We start from the raw sequence: 16,094 nt of genomic DNA, 5'->3' as shown, positions 1-16,094 counted from the left end.
CAAACGGAAAACCCAGCAATGAATGCAATGCCTGAGCAAGCCGCGTCCAGCGATACTGACAACACACAAAACACAGGTTCGCCGGATAAGTCAAATCCACAAGCCGCAGGTGTTGAGCATTCCGGCAGTTTTGATTTGCTGCGTCAGCGACTCAATAATCAAGGCAAGCTGATATCCGACAAAGCGGCGCTGCTCAATAGTGCCAGGCTGGAAGAGTTTGGCCGCGATGAGATGAATCTGCTGGCACGCACCCGTGCGCGTACAGAAAACAATTGTGTATCGCGTGACCTGGTCCTGGTCGGCGACATACTGGTGCTGGGTTACAACGTCTTCATCGGGCTGCGGCAAGAGACGCGGGTTGCCGATGTGTTTGCCCTGTATCGCCTGGATAATAGCAGCGGGCAACATGAGCTGGAACCGGTGAAGCTGGAAGATACCTTCCTCAGCGATACGCGCTTCCTCAATGAGTTCAGGGAACTTTATAGTTATTATAAAAATGCCCAACTGGTGCAACTGCGTGTGCACCAGGGCAAATTGCTGGCCGCCTTTAAAATAGGCGAACGCATGTCGGATATCCGCGTGTTTCGCTGGCAGATAAAAGATGATGGCACTGTTAGCTATATTGATAACCGGGGTGAAAGAGATGTCGCCCTGCCACCAGCCCATGATTTTGAATGGTTGTTGGCTACCCGTGAACAGCATGTCATCGGCAAGCATTCCCATGTCAATATCCTTGATACCCTGTTTGTTGAATCCATAGGTGGTGACCTCACCGTCAAGATAGAAAATAATACGGACACAGGCCTGGGTATTTACGCCGAACCGGTGGAAGATGCCAACCAGTCTCTGAACGATGCAGAAATCGCCTACGCAGCAGTAGGTGAGCTGATATTGTTGCGGGTAAAGCCTTACCGCGAAACCCAGAGTCGCTATCTGGTGTATGTACGCCGTACCCAGCAAGTGCTTAGGGTAGATGCCATAGGCAGGTCTTGCGTGCAATTGCCAGAAGATCACGGTATCGTTTTTCCTGGTGGTTACATACTGCAAAGCGGTGAGCATCGCCTGTTCAGTGATTTGCCGACAGACCTGCAATTCAAGCGCCGCATCCTGTCACCCAATGGTGAAGATGTCTTGTACGTGTTTTATGGCGTAGAGCCTGGCATTTATGTCTTGCTGACCTATAACCTCATCAACAAGTCACTGGAACAGCCATTGCTCGCCCAGGGTTATGCCCGCTATGGCGACGGGCGCATGATGTTGTTTACAGCGGAGAGCGAAGAGCCTACCCGCAACCATGCGATGCAATTGTGGCAGACGCCTTTTCTTAGCGATGATCATGCCGCCCGGCAGGCCCCGCGTCAAAGTTTTTTTGGCAAGATAGGTAACCGCGAACTGGTGCGTGGTTTGTCTGAGCTGTATTCACTGGCAAAGTCAGTGCGCGAACAGGATGAAATCAGCAGTACCCGCCTGCCCAGTCGTTTTGTGTATGAAGCGATTGCCAAACAAGCACGGCATCTGATCGATGCCCATTACTGGCTGAGCGCAGAGCAGGCCAGGGAAATCGGCAAGGATGTACAGAGCCTTATAGAAGTGGCGCGCGCCACCCTGGATGAGTTTGACAAGGTCGCAGCCATACAAAGTCAGGCCAGAAAGACCTTGCAGCAAATAGAGTTTACACAAAAGCAGTTGCTGACAGAAACCGCCAGCCGCTTGTGGCATGCACCCGGTGATTTCATAGCTGCGCTGGAACAGATACGTCTGCTGCGCGGGCAATTGACCGGACTTAAAGAGCAGCGCTATATGGACGTAGCGCGTCTGGATGATCTCGACGATGAACTGGCAACAGAAGAAAGACGAGTAGCAGAGCGCACTGTGCAGTTTTTGTCACGCGACGATGCCTTTGTAAAAATCCATGAAGAGGTCGCCAAATTCAGCAGCCAGTTGGGCGCTCTGCAAACCACGGCAGAATTGACACCTGTCTACGAAGCCTTGGACAAGCATGCACACAATCTCGATGGCTTGACAGAATTACTGGGGACATTGGCGGTAGGGGACGCCAGCTTGCGCACCAGGATACTTGATACGATATCCAGTATTTATGCTGAATTGAATAAACTGCGGGCAGAGGCACGTTTGCGCCGTAAACAGTTGTCGCAAGGTGAATCAGCTGCCGAGTTTGCAGCACAATTAAAACTGTTTGCTCAATCGGTAGATAGCGCGCTGGAACAGGCCGCTACGCCTGAACGTTGTGATGAATTGCTGACCCGTTTGCTGGCGCAACTGGAAGAACTGGAAGGTCGCTTTGCCGAGCAGGATGAATACCTGACCGAAATCGCTCACAAGCGCGAATCGGTATACGAAACTTTTGAAGGCAAGAAACAAATCCTGAACGATGCCCGTTCACGCCGCGCCCAGGCCATCATGGAAGCAGCGCGCCGCATCCTGACCGGCATCCCCAAGCGCCTGACACAGTTCCAGGAACAGGCACAAATGGAGGCTTATTTTGCCTCTGATTCCCTGCTCAATAAACTCAGGGCCAGCATAGAAGAATTACGCAAGCTGGGTAATCAGGTTGCGGCTGATGACCTGGCTGGTCAGCTTAAAAATATTCGTGAGCAAGCACAGCGTTCCCTGCGTGACCGCAGCGAACTGGTAACCGGCAATACCATACGCCTGGGTCGTCATGCATTTACCGTCAACCGGCAATTGCTGGACCTGACCATTATCGCCAGACAGGACAAGCTGTCTTACCACATCAGCGGCACAGATTATTTCTGTACGGTTGAAGATACCCGCCTTGAAGCATTGCGGCCCTATTGGGGGCTGGAGATATTGTCAGAATCTCCGCAGGTTTATCGCGCCGAATACCTGGCCTATCAAATCATGGAGAGTTCCCGTGGAGAGGCAGGCAATGGCAAATGGCACGAATTGCTGGAGGCTGCGGCACAGACCGATACCTCAATACTCGATAATCTGGTGCGGCGTTTTGCTGCAGCACGTTTTCAGGAAGGCTATCAAAAAGGTGTACATGATCATGATGCAAGCGCCATCCTGCGCGACCTGGTTCCCATGGTGGAGAATGCCGGACTATTGCGCTACAAGCCACTGGCAAGGGCAGTCGCTGTGCTGTACTGGCAACATCTGAGCAATACCCCCAGCCTGCAAGTAGCAGCGCAGACTTTGCAGCATCAGGCTGAGCAGGCGGAACTGATGAGCAAGCAATTTGGCAATGGCCGCCTGTTACGCCAGCTCGCCGTTGAACAACAGCAAGCTCTGCAAAAGTATGTGCAGCAACAGCACCTGGATTTCAGTCACTGCATGGAAGCAGGCACAGAATCCATGTCCATGTTAATGGAAGAAGCAGCCAGCTATTTACTCGATGAACTCAGCCAGGATGCTGGTGGCGTCAAACGTGCAACGGCGCATGAATGGATATGCAGCCGCGCTGCTAATGACATCATGCAGGGCATCTTGCAGCATCTGACCAGAAATGCCATCCCCCTGCCGTGGCAAGAGCAAACCCTGGCATTGCATGCACGCTGGCAACTCGCCAGTGAATGGGTGCATGGTTATATCACGCATCAGCAACTGGACCACAATCTTTTGCCAGAAGTCAGTGCAGCCTTGCTGTGTAATTTGCCGCGCCGCATACATTCAGCAGATTTGCAGGCACAGGTTAGCGGTATGCTGGGTGAACATGTGCTTGTCACTACGCCAGCAGATGCGCAAGACAAGAGCCCGGTCTTGAATCTGCAGCTCAATGACTACCTGCGCAAGCTCTCGCACCATGTCAAGCTCATCGTTCCTGCTTATCAGGAATTGCAAACCCTGCGCCTGCAACTGGTACAGGAAGAAAAAGCCCGTCTGCATCTTGAGCAATTCCAGGCCAAGCCTTTGTCCAGCTTTGTCCGCAATCGTCTGATTGATGAAGTCTACCTGCCCATGGTGGGTGATAACCTGGCCAAGCAGATAGGTGCAGCCGGGGCGCAAAGGCGCACTGACTCCATGGGCATGCTCTTGCTGATTTCACCGCCGGGTTATGGCAAGACTACGCTGATGGAATATCTGGGTGACAGGCTGGGGATGATCTTTGTCCGTATCAATTGCCCGGTGCTGGGTCACAATGTCACTTCGCTTGATCCTGCGCAAGCCAGCAGCAGTGCTGCCCGCATGGAATTGGAGAAGCTTAATCTCGGTCTGGCCATGGGTAATAATGTGATGCTGTATCTGGATGATATCCAGCATACTCATCCTGAGTTCCTGCAAAAATTCATTGCCCTGGCCGACGGTACGCGCCGCATCGAAGGCGTCTGGCGCGGTGCCAGCCAGAGTTATGACTTGCGCGGCAAGCGCTTTGCCATTGTCATGGCTGGTAACCCGTATACTGAATCGGGCGAGATGTTCAAGATTCCCGATATGCTGGCAAATCGTGCCGATATTTATAATCTGGGTGATGTGCTGAGCGGCAAAGAAGATGCCTTTGCCTTGTCATACATAGAAAATGCCCTGGTATCACACCCGGCCCTGCATTTGTTGAGTACGCGTGACCCGCAAGACACCTATCAACTGATCAGGATGGCGCAGGGTGAACTCATACCGGCCAGCGATTTGAAGCACGTCTACAGCCAGCAAGAAACTTCAGAAATCTGCGCGCTTTTGCAACGCCTGTTCAAAGTACGTGATGCCTTGCTGAAGGTGAACCGGGCTTACATCGCTTCTGCCTCGCAAGATGATCATTTCCGTACCGAACCGGCATTCAAGCTGCAAGGTAGTTACCGCAATATGAGCAAGCTGACGCCAAAAATATCAGCACTGATGCATGATGATGAACTGGATCTTTTATTACGTGATCACTACCGTGGCGAGGCACAGACCCTGACCATGGGTGCAGAAGAAAATCTCTTGAAACTCGCACATCTGCTGGGCCAGCCCCAGCCAGAAGAGCAGGCACGCTGGCAAGACCTGCTGCATGAATTTGGCCGCTTGCGCAAGCAGGGCGGTGCAGATGCGGATGGTGCCACCAAGGTCGCCAATTTGCTGGCTGATATCAGTCAACAAATTGCTGCGCTGGGACAGAAGGCACGCAGTGATGTACATATCAACATGCCGGACCAGGAGGTATTGCAAGCAACCCTGAAGCGTCTGGCAGAAAGTTATGAGCAAACCTTGTTGCCCATCATCAGCGCCATGAACCACAAGATGCGCCTTGACCATAGCATCTGGGACAATGTGCGCGAAATGTCCACCAGTCTGCATGATCTGGAAAAGCATCTGATCCCAGGACGTTATGCAGAAAAAAAGAAAAAAGAGAAAGATGCCAGGCCTGCGGAAGACAAGTCCTGAATATTTGCCTCCTGAGTGATGAAGCTGATACTTGCTGTGATGAAAACCCGGCAAGCAAAAATTTCAGTGTGATTGCGCTGCTATACTGCAAAGTATGGATACCAGCATCTCTCATACGTCTTCAAACCCTTTGCCGCAGCCTGCGCCACAGACCTGGCAGGCGGCAGGCAAGGTATTGCTGCTGAATATAGTCCTGTGGAGCACGCTAAGCCTGATCGGCGCACTGACTTCGCTTAATGATGATTTGCGCGAGGGAAATCAGGGTGATTTCTGGCTGATATTTCAAAGCTGGGGCAGGAGCGCTATCGCACTGGCGATACTTGGCTACATCCTGGCGTATTGTTTCAAACGCTGGCCGTGGTTTTACAGTAGTGCTTTGCATATTGCTGTTGGATATGGCTTGTTATTGCTGATCGTTCTACCAGGACAGTTGCTGTATGTAGGCAAGCTGTTTACCCTGGATGGCCCGCATGATATAAACTGGGGGCAGATACAGGCAGAGTTGCAGGTCTTCGACAAGCTGGCGGCGCTGTTGCGCTTATCTTCCATCAGTGCCGTATATTTTGCTGTGGTCGCCATCAAGATATGGCAGCAAAGCCAGGAACGGGGTCGTGCCTGGGCGCAGGAGCGAGAAGATACCCTGGCCCTGCGGCTGGAGCTGGAACAGCAAAAATCCCTGGCGCTGCGGGCGCAGTTGGAACCGCATTTCATGTTCAATGCCCTGAATGCGATCAGTGCCCTGGTGATTTCTGACAACAAGGATGTTGCCCTGAGTGGCATACAGGGTCTCAGTGAACTCTTGCGCTATGCACTGGCTGCCGGCGATAAAAACTGGGTCAGGTTTGCCGAAGAACTGGCTTTTGTGCAGGATTACCTGGCCCTGCAGGCCCTGCGCTATGGTGAACGCCTGCATGTCGCCATCGTCGGGGTGGATGAACAGGTACTGGCCTGTGATTGTCCACCCTTATTATTGCAGCCGCTGATAGAAAATGCACTCAGGCATGACCTGGATTGCCATGAAGAAGCCAGTGACATCTTGTGCAGTTTTGAATGCCGGGAAGGTAATCTGCTGATACGCATCAGTAATCCCGTACATGTTGAGGCTGCGGCCAACCCCGGCGTTGGCCTGGGTTTGCGCAATACCATGGCGCGGCTGCAACTGGCCTATGGTGATGCCGCATCCTTGCAGACAGGGATAGACGCAGGCCGTTTCCAGGTCACGATCAGGCTGCCTGTTAATACTGCTGGCAACCTGGCATGACTATGGCTATCCGCAGCATCATTGTCGATGATGAAGAGCATGCACGCATCACCCTGGGTTATGCCCTGGGCAAATATGCTGAATGGCAGGTGTTGGCCGTGCTTAAAAATGCGGCGGCAGCGCGTGATTTTCTCGCGCAAATACGGTCGATGTGGTGTTCCTGGATATACAAATGCCCAGGGAATCAGGGCTGGAACTGGCCCGCAGTCTGGCTGCGCAGTCGAGACCACCACTGATCATCTTTGTGACTGCTTACAATGTCCATGCGATAGATGCCTTTGAGCTGCATGCACTGGATTACCTGCTCAAGCCTTTCAGCCAGGACAGATTTGCCACAACCCTGGAGCGTGCCAGGCAAATGCTGAGCCTGACACAGCAGCCTGCGTATGCTCAGGCTCTGGCAGCCTGCCTGGTTGCCGGCCAGCATAAAGCTGCTGAGCCAACATATCTGCAGCAAGTCACGGTCAGGTCGGTGGGCGAGATGGAGTGCATACGGCTCGCTGACGTGCACTGGATAGGGGCGGCAGGTAATTATGTAGAGCTGCACCTGGGCCAGCGTGTAGTCTTGCACAGAGTAGCGCTCAGCAAGCTGGAAGAATATCTCGACCCCCGCCAGTTCATCCGGGTACACCGGGGTGTCATCGTCAGGACAGACCAGCCCATCCATTTGCAGGTAATGGGCAACGGCGGCTACCAACTGACATTGCGTAGCGGTGACGAAGTCGCCGTCAGCAAGAATTATATTGATGCCCTGCGCCAGCTCATGCTGGAGCCCGCCCTGCCCCGAATTTGAGCACGCTCCTGAACTTATCCCCGCCTATTGGGTCTGATTCCCTGTAATTCAAGCAAGTCTGTTTGCATTTCAGTACGCCAAATCAGCATTTCATCCATAAAAAAGTGCACTTCAAAACCAAGGCGATTGAACTGGACAGGACTACAGGGAATACTCTCTCATCCAATTTCCCCACACTAATAGCGACAGGGACCATCATGTTACGTAAAACTCTACTTGTTCTTGCCATAGCCTCAGCGCTGGCAGCTTGCAGCAAAGACAAAGCTGCAGAAAAAGCAGACGCGAGCTCCAGTGCAAGTGCCAGCTCTAGTGCCGTGGCTGGCAAGGGTGGTGCAAACGACAAAAAAGACAAAGCACCCGTCAAGCTCGTCATTGCACCGGAAGACGTGATGACAGTACAGAGCAATGCGATGGCATCTGGCCCGGTAGTGACAGGCTCAATACAGCCAGAGCGCAAGGCTGACCTGCGTGCAGAGGTGAGCGCGGTTGTTTTGCAGGTATTGAAAGAAAACGGTGATGTCGTCAAGCGTGGCGATATCCTGGTCAAGCTTGATGAAACCTCTATCCGCGATAACCTCAATTCAGCAGAAGATGCATCCCGTAATGCGGCCCTGGCGCTGGATCAGTCAGACCGCGCCCTGCAAAGGCTCAAAACCCTGCGTGCATCCGGCATGACATCCCTGCAGGCACTGGATGATGCAGAAGTACGCCGTAACAGTGCCCAGAGTGAGCTGTCGGCTGCTAAAGCACGCGCCGTGACGGCACGCCAGCAATTGCAGCGCACTGTCGTGCGCGCACCATTTGATGGCGTTGTCAGCGAACGCAAAGTATCGGCTGGCGATACTGCCGCCATAGGCAAGGAACTGGTCAAGGTCATCGACCCGACCAGCATGCGCTTTGCTGGTCGCGTATCGACCGACAAGATTGCCATGGTCAAGGTTGGCCAGCCGGTAGGTTTCCGCATCAATGGCTATGCCGGGCAAGAGTTCCGTGGCAAGGTCACCCGCGTTGATCCGGCAGCGAATGATGTTACCCGTCAGGTTGAAGTGCTGGTGGCCTTTGCCGACAGCAAGCAACCCAGCGTGTCTGGCCTGTATGCCGAAGGCAATATAGAAGCAGCAACCGTCAGTGCCCTGATGTTGCCTGAAGCTGCCGTCGTCAAATCTGGCGACAAGGCCTATGCCTGGAAAGTGGCAGGCAAGACGCTCAGCAAGGTAGATCTGCAAATTGGAAAGCGTGACCAGCGCACCGGCAATTATGAAGTCCGTAGCGGCCTTGCCGCAGGGGATGTCGTCATGCGCAGCCCCAGCTCCAGTTTCAAGGATGGCCAGAACATAGAGCTGGCTGCTGCCAAAGTGGCAGTGGCTGACGCGACCCCAGCACAAGGGAAATAATCATGTTCTTATCTGACTTCAGTATCAAAAAGCCGACGGCGACCATCGTCCTGATCGTCGCCCTCATGGCTTTGGGTTTGCTGGCTCTCAGCAAGCTCAGGGTGAACCAGAACCCTGACGTCGAAGTACCTGGCTTGTCAGTCGTGATTGCCTATCCTGGCGCTTCGCCGGATACGGTAGAGCGCGAAGTCATCAACCGCCTCGAGAAATCCCTGCAAGCAGTGGCCGGTGTCGAAGAAGTCTGGGCCACGGCATCAGAAAACAATGGCCGCTTCGACATGCGTTTCAGCTTCAAGAAAAACATGATCGAGGCTTCTGATGAAGTCCGTAACGTCATCTCTGGCCTGCGCTATAAGATGCCGACAGAAATGCGCGAACCCATGATACGCCGCTGGGACCCGGGTTCACAGCCTATCGTCAATATGGCTTTGTCATCCAATAAACAGAGCCACGCCGAAATTTCCCGCCTGGCTGAAGATACGCTGGCCGACAAACTGCGCAGTATCAATGGCGTGGCAACCGTAGAAGTCAGTGGCTCGCTGAAGCGTGAATTATCTGTGCTCCTGCGTGCAGAAAAATTGCGTGAATTCAATGTCTCCGTCGGCGAAGTCGTCAATGCCCTGCGCAATCAGAATACCAATGCGCCAGTAGGCAAGATACGCGGCACGCTGGATGAAGAAAGCATACGCCTGGTAGGCCGTATAGAAACACCAGAAGAATTCCAGGGCATCGTCATTAAACGTACTGGCGACCAGGTAGTGCGCCTGTCACAGGTAGCGACCATAGAAGACAGTTTTGCTGACAAGGATGGCCTTAGCATACGCAGTGGCAAACCGAATGTCGGTATCTTTGTGACCCGTGCACGTGATGCGAGTACCGTCAGCGTCGCAAAAGCTGTCAATGATAAAGTTGAAGAAATCAACAAGGAACTTGAGAAAACACAACCGGGTACCAAGTTGGAAATCACCCGTGATGGTGGCAAGGATGCACAACGCAGTCTGAACAACGTTATCGAATCCCTGGTGCTCGGCGCTGGGCTGACCATCTTTGTTGTATATGCATTTTTGAATTCATGGCGTTCTACCCTGATCACGGCCCTGAGTTTGCCAACTTCCGTCATCGCTGCTTTCATCGCCGTCTGGCTGTGTGGCTTTACACTGAACTTCATGACTTTGCTGGGTCTGTCACTGGCGATTGGTGTGCTGATTGATGATGCAATTGTGGTGCGGGAAAATATTGTGCGTCACATGCAAAATGGTTCAGACCGCCGTACTGCTGCACTTGAAGGTACGGCAGAGATAGGCCTGGCCGTAGCAGCAACGACGTTTTCTATCATAGCGGTATTTATTCCTGTCGCCTTCATGCCTGGCATGCCCGGTGAATGGTTCCGCCCGTTTGCCCTGACTGTGGCTTGTTCGGTGCTGGTCAGTCTGGGTATTTCGTTCACGCTTGATCCTATGTTGTCGGCATACTGGGGTGACCCACCGGACCACCATACTGCACCGAAAAAAGGCATCAGCAAGGTTCTGGCACGTTTCAATGACTGGTTTGATCATCAGTCTGACCGTTACGGTAATGTGATTGCCTGGGCCCTGCATCACCGCCGTTCCATGGGCGCGATTGCCCTGTTGACGCTGGTGGCTGCGCTGGCTGTACAAGTCAAATGGGGTGGCACCAGTTTCCTGCCGGCCTCTGACTCTGGCAACCTGATGATCACCGTGCGCACTCCTGCTTCATCTTCACTGGAATATGCACGCCTGAAAATGGAAAGGGCAGCAGAAATAGCACGTACCTTGCCAGAGACTAAAGAAACCAATAGCAATATCACGCCTGCCGGTGGCCGCATCTATGTCGATATCGGCAAACGTACCGAACGGAAACGCGGTGCCAAAGAAATTGCTGCCGAATTGCGCGAGAAAGTACGTGTCCTGGTTGGCGCAGAATACGTGGTGCTGGATGACCTCAACAATGGCGCACAAAAACCGGTGCAGATAGAATTTACCGGCCCCGATTCACGCAAGTTGCTGGAAATTACCAGTGCCTACATGGATAAATTGCGCCAGGTGCCAGGCGCAGTTGATGTCGGCTTGTCTGAGCAGGATCCGAAAAAAGAACTGAAGATAGAACTGAACCGTGGCCTTGCCAATTCCATGGGTATTTCTTCCAATGATGCAGCGCAGGCCTTGCGGGTTGCCTTTGCCGGTATCGAGGTTGGCGACTGGGTAGATCCTACTGGTGAGACCCGCGATGTGGCCGTACGACTGCATCCTGATGACCGCGTCAGCAAGGAAAACATAGAACGCCTGCCTATCGCTGTATCAGGCACCAGCCAGATGGTACCGCTCGACCAGATCGCCACCATCACCATGGGCAAAGGGCCATCAGGTATCGAACATGCGAATGGCAAACGCACGATTACCGTATCTGCCAATGCGCAGGGCCGCTCGAATGGTGAAGTGATTGATGACGCCATGAAGCTGGCCAAGTCCTTTGACTACCCGCCTGGTTATGGCCTGTCACTGGGTGGTTCTGGTCAGGATCAGCAAGAAGTATTTGGTGCCATGCTGATCGCTCTTTTGTCTGGCATAGGTTTGATGTATCTGATACTTGTGATACAGTTCGGCTCCTTCACGGCACCGCTGGGCGTCATGTTGTCCTTGCCGCTGTCACTGATAGGTGTCGTACTGTCCTTGCTGGTCACCGGCAGTACCCTGAACCTGATGAGCTTTATCGGCATCATCATGCTCATGGGCTTAGTGGCAAAGAATGCGATTCTCTTGCTCGATGCGGCCCGCAAACAGGAAGCCGAAGGCTATGACCGTGAAGAGGCATTGATGCATGCTGGCCGTGTGCGTCTGCGCCCTATTCTGATGACAACCTTTGCGCTGATTGCAGGTATGTTGCCAGTGGCCTTGGGCCTGGGTGAAGGTGGTGAGTTCTACCGCCCGCTGGCGATCGCGATTATCGGTGGCACCATCACTTCGACGATCTTGACTTTGCTGGTCGTGCCTACCTTCTATGACAGCATAGAAATTTCACGTGACCGCATGATGGCAAAAATGCACAGACGCATGGAAGAGCGCAACCCATTGCTGGGATTTTGCATGACCATGCTGGAAGCATTATTCACTTTGCTGTTGGTACGCTTTATATATCGCATGTTGATGAAACTTTTTGGTCTCGTCACTGGTCGAAACCGTAAAGCAAATGCAGGTATGGATATCAAGGCAGAAAATGCCTGAGACACATCTCAGTGAAACTTGAAAGTGTGCAGCATTGCAGCAGTAAAGAATTGTAGTGGTAAAAAACTGGAGTAGTAAAATTTTGCAGTAGTAAAAAATTGAAGTAGTAACGCTTCCCTCTTGCTGATAGATCATTGTTCTCTGGTCAGCAATTTAACAGCCTGCGCAACGAGGTGTGCGCAGGCTTTTTTTTATTTTAAAATTACACCCCAAAAAAAACCCGCAATCTGCGGGTTTTTTGTTGCTCATCATCCTGCCTGCACTTATCTGCTTTTTACCAGGTCCGCTTCTACAATTTTCAAGAAATCATTCATCGACCAGGCTATGTCAGTCACCGTGATCGCAGGTGTATAAATCTGTCCCGCAGCGCGTGGCCGGTTGACATACACCTTGTTGGGAATGACGACCCGTGCCAGGCCTGACGGCAGTGGCTTGATACGGACTTCCATATAAGTGGAATCCGCAGAGCTGGGCGCGCCTATGAGTTTGGTATTGTCAAAGCGAGTGAATACATCCAGAGCATCGAGGCAGGCACTGGCACACTGGCCGGGAACAATGACATAGACCGGGGTTTTGAGACTGGAAGTATCTTCTGGCAAAGCCTTGTTGCCAGTCTTTGCAGCATCTTTAGTCACGCTGGAAGATTGCACATAAAAGAGCTCACCCTTGTCAAGCGCCGCCTGCATACCGCTGGCATTCGCTTGTGCCCAGGCTGCACTGTCTGCCCTGTGTTCGCTGTTGAATTGCGTTATCAGATTTTGCATATACGCAGTGTTATCCCTGGATGCGCGCCACCAGACATCCGTATTCGGGGAATAAGCCTGCATCAGCTTAGTCACTCTATTCTTACCCCATAATGCTTCGGCAAATTTTTTACTCCACTCGGAAGATCCGCCCTGGTTTTCGCGCAAGTCAATCACGATGGCATCGGCATGCAATGCACGGTCACGGTGTTCAGTGATCTCCTGCGTCATTTTATTGAGGGTTTCGCGTTCAGCCTGATTCGGTTGAAAGCTGGGCATCGCGACCCATAAGAGATTCTTTCTAGGCTCGGTCAAACCAGTGGGCAATGACTCCCCATTATATGAACGTGCGCGCCAGGTCTCGAAATTATCATTGACTGGCTGCCAGGCCAGCGTCTGTGTCATCGTCTTTGTCAGCGTCTTGTTCTGATGGCTGAATACACATTGTTTAGGCATCTGGATAAAGGGATTGCCATAATCGATCATGAACTGCCTGGCAAAATACCACCAGTGACCTGCTTCATCACTGCGGCCCTTGAAGGAAAAAACGTTTTCCATGATGAGGTCTTTAACTGGCTTGCCATCGCAACTGACTAGTCTGGACCCAACGGCAGGCTGATCGGTTTCTGATGCATAGACATACAGCGCATCACCACGCCAGACTGTGATGAAACCCGGCCAGCGTATGCGTGGCGCCAGAGAAGGAGGCAACGTTGCCTGTGCACCTGCATGCCCATCATGCAGGCTGACATTGAAGCGATTGAAAGCTGCCTCGTAGCCTGCCGCATCTTTTACTCTGTCAGCCAGAGCCATTGCATTGCTACGTGCCAGATCAAGGTTCTTGCGAAAATCCGGATTGCGGGGATCATGCGAACCCGGATGGTTTTCCAGGGTTTCCTGATAAGCCAGGTCCAGGTCTTTTTTGAATGCCTCAGTCCAGGCGGCTGGTGTTGCAGGCAAATTGCTTTGTGTCTGAGCGACACCATTCAAGCTGGCAGCCATGAACAGTGCTGCAATAGCTGTGAGAGTAAAGCGATGCGAGATATTTTTCATGTTCTTTTTTGTCAACAAAACTCAAGTGTAGCTCAGGACAAGTAAAGAACTCTGGAAATTTTTTGGGCACTCGCGCCGCTTTACAGCCATGCCATATCAAATCTTGACTGCAGGTTTAATACGCAAACCTGCCTGTGCAGCAATCTCATAAGAATGCAGACGCGCAGCATGATTGTGAATTTGCGCCGTGATCATCAATTCATCTGCGCCAGTGTAGTTGATGAAGGTCTGCATTTTTTCAGCAACGGTATCCGGCGCGCCTAGTGCAGAACAGGACAAAACCTGCTCCAGCAAGGCATGCTCCTGCGGGCCGATTTTTTGCAGGAAGCCATGCACAGGCAAAGGCAGCTTTGCCGGACGGCCACTACGCAAATTGATAAATGCCTGCTGGGCAGAGCTGGCCAGGTAATAGGCTTCATCATCCGTATCAGCCGCAAACACATTAAAGCCCAGCATGACGTATGGTTTGTCCAATTGCGCCGATGGGCGGAAGGTGGCACGGTAAATTTCTATCGCCTGCATCATTTGCTGGGGCGCAAAATGTGAGGCAAACGCATACGGCAAGCCCATGGCTGCCGCCAGTTGCGCACCAAACAGGCTGGAACCCAAAATCCAGATAGGCACTTTCAAACCGTGCCCAGGCACAGCACGCACCGCCTGCTGTGAATCTTCACTGAGATAATCCATCAGTTCAGCCACATCCTGCGGGAACTCATCGGCATCGCTGGAGAGATTGCGACGCAAGGCACGCGCAGTGCGCTGGTCTGAACCAGGTGCACGCCCCAGGCCCAGGTCTATGCGGCCAGGGTAAAGCGATTCCAGCGTACCAAATTGTTCAGCGATGACGAGTGGCGAATGATTTGGCAACATGATGCCACCAGCCCCAACGCGTATGCTTTTGGTACCGCCAGCAATATGACCTATCATTACAGAAGTGGCAGCACTGGCAATACCAGGCATGCCGTGGTGTTCTGCCAGCCAGTAACGCTGATAACCCCAGCTTTCGCCATGCTGCGCCAGACTGAGGGAATTGCGGAAAGATTGCGCAGCATCACTGCCTTCGGCAATCGGTGACAGATCGAGTATGGATAAGGGATATGGAGAAGACATAGCCTGCAATTTCAAATGGAGAGAAAACCATTATGGTTGAAATTGCGATTCTCTGTTGGCAGGCTCAAATTTCTTACGATTGTTGCAAAACAAATCGGACTAACTGTTCGAATTACTTTAACGCCGGCCTGCGTCTGGTAGGGTGCGCCGTGCGCACCGCTTTTTTTATGGCAAGGACAACAGTGCGCACGGCGCACCTTACAAATTTACGCGGTATTTTTCATCACCGTCTCCAGCAAAAGCCGGTCAAGCACAGAGAAATCCATATCGCCGGTGCTGCTGGTCCTGACACTGTCCAGCCTTTCCAACTGGCTTTCAATAAAGCGGTTGATGACAGGCATGGGGACTGATAATTCTGATTCCTTGGCACGGCGTTTGATGACGAGCAATTCAGCGATGGCTGCCAGCAATTCCTGGTCTTCAATTGTCGCATCCACCATGTTCTGAAAACGCATGGGTACAGGACCCAGGTCCCGTTCTATCCACAAACAAGCCAGCAAGGGGCGCAAGACATACAGGTATTTTTTCAGCTTGACCATTTCCCCCTGCAAATGCTCGCGATAATTTTTGCTGGCCATGTGCAGGTAATGATAGTAAGCCCTTTCCGGCCTGTGCACTTCACGTGCGGCTGCCTGCAAAGCTTGCAAAAAGACTGGATCGGCGGCATACACTACCGGTGAAGACAGCCACTCTATCAAAGTCGCATTGCCATTGCGCAGCAAGCCCAGGGCCTTGCGCACTTCCCAGCCGCTGACATCATAGATTTCATTGACAGGCAATTCGATGACATCGCGCCCAGGGAAGACGGTCAGGTACCAATCGAGCTTGTTGGCATAGATAAAACGCACATCATAGTCGCTGTCTGGGGAAGCAAAGCCCCAGCCACGGCTGCCTGATTCGCAGGCAAACAAGACTTTGACATCATGCGTCTGTTCTATGCGTTGCAGGGTCGCATTGATCTCTGCGCGTATCGCCGGATCTATAGGATGTTCTTGTTCTTCCAGTGGCAGGGTAGTCGTGTTCATGATGATCTTTGAGAATGGTTTTGCAGAAAATGATACATGTTTTCAGCCTGGCAATTTGTAAGAAAATGCAATTCGTATTGTCGGCCCAGGATTTCAAGACTAGTCTGATTTTCCCATGCCGTATGTCAAG

The 16,094-nt window shown here is 52.4% G+C and carries 9 protein-coding genes; 6 read left to right on the top strand and 3 right to left on the bottom strand.

Annotation, left to right across the window (positions count from 1 at the left end):
- Positions 1–18 precede the first annotated feature (18 nt).
- From ACO0LL_RS19335 to ACO0LL_RS19310, 6 genes are all read left to right on the top strand, one after another.
- On the top strand, positions 19–5,343 hold the full coding sequence (locus tag ACO0LL_RS19335) for a DNA repair ATPase (protein ID WP_422952446.1): 5,325 nt from the start codon (positions 19–21) through the stop codon (positions 5,341–5,343).
- A gap of 94 nt (positions 5,344–5,437) precedes the next feature.
- Positions 5,438–6,604, top strand: coding sequence for a sensor histidine kinase (locus ACO0LL_RS19330; RefSeq protein ID WP_422952445.1), 1,167 nt, complete (start codon positions 5,438–5,440; stop codon positions 6,602–6,604).
- Complete coding sequence (locus tag ACO0LL_RS19325) at positions 6,601–6,840, top strand: hypothetical protein (RefSeq protein WP_422952444.1); 240 nt, start codon at positions 6,601–6,603, stop codon at positions 6,838–6,840. The genes ACO0LL_RS19330 and ACO0LL_RS19325 overlap by 4 nt, the downstream gene beginning before the upstream one ends.
- Positions 6,777–7,397: a LytR/AlgR family response regulator transcription factor gene (locus tag ACO0LL_RS19320; RefSeq protein ID WP_422952443.1), complete on the top strand. Its 621-nt coding sequence runs from the start codon at positions 6,777–6,779 to the stop codon at positions 7,395–7,397. The genes ACO0LL_RS19325 and ACO0LL_RS19320 overlap by 64 nt, the downstream gene beginning before the upstream one ends.
- Before the next feature lie 197 nt (positions 7,398–7,594).
- On the top strand, positions 7,595–8,791 hold the full coding sequence (locus ACO0LL_RS19315) for an efflux RND transporter periplasmic adaptor subunit (protein ID WP_422952442.1): 1,197 nt from the start codon (positions 7,595–7,597) through the stop codon (positions 8,789–8,791).
- 2 nt (positions 8,792–8,793) lie between these two features.
- Positions 8,794–12,033: an efflux RND transporter permease subunit gene (locus tag ACO0LL_RS19310; RefSeq protein ID WP_422952441.1), complete on the top strand. Its 3,240-nt coding sequence runs from the start codon at positions 8,794–8,796 to the stop codon at positions 12,031–12,033.
- A 263-nt stretch (positions 12,034–12,296) separates the two neighbouring features.
- Here ACO0LL_RS19310 and ACO0LL_RS19305 read toward each other — a convergent pair whose 3' ends face one another.
- The 3 genes from ACO0LL_RS19305 to ACO0LL_RS19295 all read right to left on the bottom strand — a co-directional run bounded on the left by ACO0LL_RS19305 (position 12,297) and on the right by ACO0LL_RS19295 (position 15,964).
- Positions 12,297–13,829 carry a S41 family peptidase gene (locus ACO0LL_RS19305; protein ID WP_422952440.1) on the bottom strand — a complete coding sequence of 511 codons (1,533 nt, stop codon included), beginning with the start codon at positions 13,827–13,829 and terminating at the stop codon, positions 12,297–12,299.
- 96 nt (positions 13,830–13,925) lie between these two features.
- Entirely contained in the window at positions 13,926–14,939 is a 1,014-nt protein-coding gene (locus ACO0LL_RS19300) for an LLM class flavin-dependent oxidoreductase (RefSeq protein ID WP_422952439.1), read from the bottom strand.
- A gap of 206 nt (positions 14,940–15,145) precedes the next feature.
- Entirely contained in the window at positions 15,146–15,964 is an 819-nt protein-coding gene (locus ACO0LL_RS19295; RefSeq protein WP_422952438.1) for a nucleotidyltransferase domain-containing protein, read from the bottom strand.
- Between the last annotated feature and the right edge of the window lie 130 nt (positions 15,965–16,094).

The sequence above is a fragment of the Undibacterium sp. TC4M20W genome, from assembly GCF_049340245.1.
Taxonomy (GTDB): Bacteria; Pseudomonadota; Gammaproteobacteria; order Burkholderiales; family Burkholderiaceae_D; genus Undibacterium.
This window is presented reverse-complemented; position numbering and strand designations above follow the sequence as displayed.

What these genes read in the sequence shown, in the direction of transcription:
- ACO0LL_RS19325 (WP_422952444.1), top strand. Translation starts at nt 6,601, where the DNA reads ATGACTATGGCTATCCGCAGCATCATTGTCGATGATGAAGAGCATGCA.
- ACO0LL_RS19310 (WP_422952441.1), top strand. Translation starts at nt 8,794, where the DNA reads ATGTTCTTATCTGACTTCAGTATCAAAAAGCCGACGGCGACCATCGTC.
- ACO0LL_RS19295 (WP_422952438.1), bottom strand. Translation starts at nt 15,964, where the DNA reads ATGAACACGACTACCCTGCCACTGGAAGAACAAGAACATCCTATAGAT.
- ACO0LL_RS19300 (WP_422952439.1), bottom strand. Translation starts at nt 14,939, where the DNA reads ATGTCTTCTCCATATCCCTTATCCATACTCGATCTGTCACCGATTGCC.
- ACO0LL_RS19315 (WP_422952442.1), top strand. Translation starts at nt 7,595, where the DNA reads ATGTTACGTAAAACTCTACTTGTTCTTGCCATAGCCTCAGCGCTGGCA.
- ACO0LL_RS19320 (WP_422952443.1), top strand. Translation starts at nt 6,777, where the DNA reads ATGCCCAGGGAATCAGGGCTGGAACTGGCCCGCAGTCTGGCTGCGCAG.
- ACO0LL_RS19335 (WP_422952446.1), top strand. Translation starts at nt 19, where the DNA reads ATGAATGCAATGCCTGAGCAAGCCGCGTCCAGCGATACTGACAACACA.
- ACO0LL_RS19305 (WP_422952440.1), bottom strand. Translation starts at nt 13,829, where the DNA reads ATGAAAAATATCTCGCATCGCTTTACTCTCACAGCTATTGCAGCACTG.
- ACO0LL_RS19330 (WP_422952445.1), top strand. Translation starts at nt 5,438, where the DNA reads ATGGATACCAGCATCTCTCATACGTCTTCAAACCCTTTGCCGCAGCCT.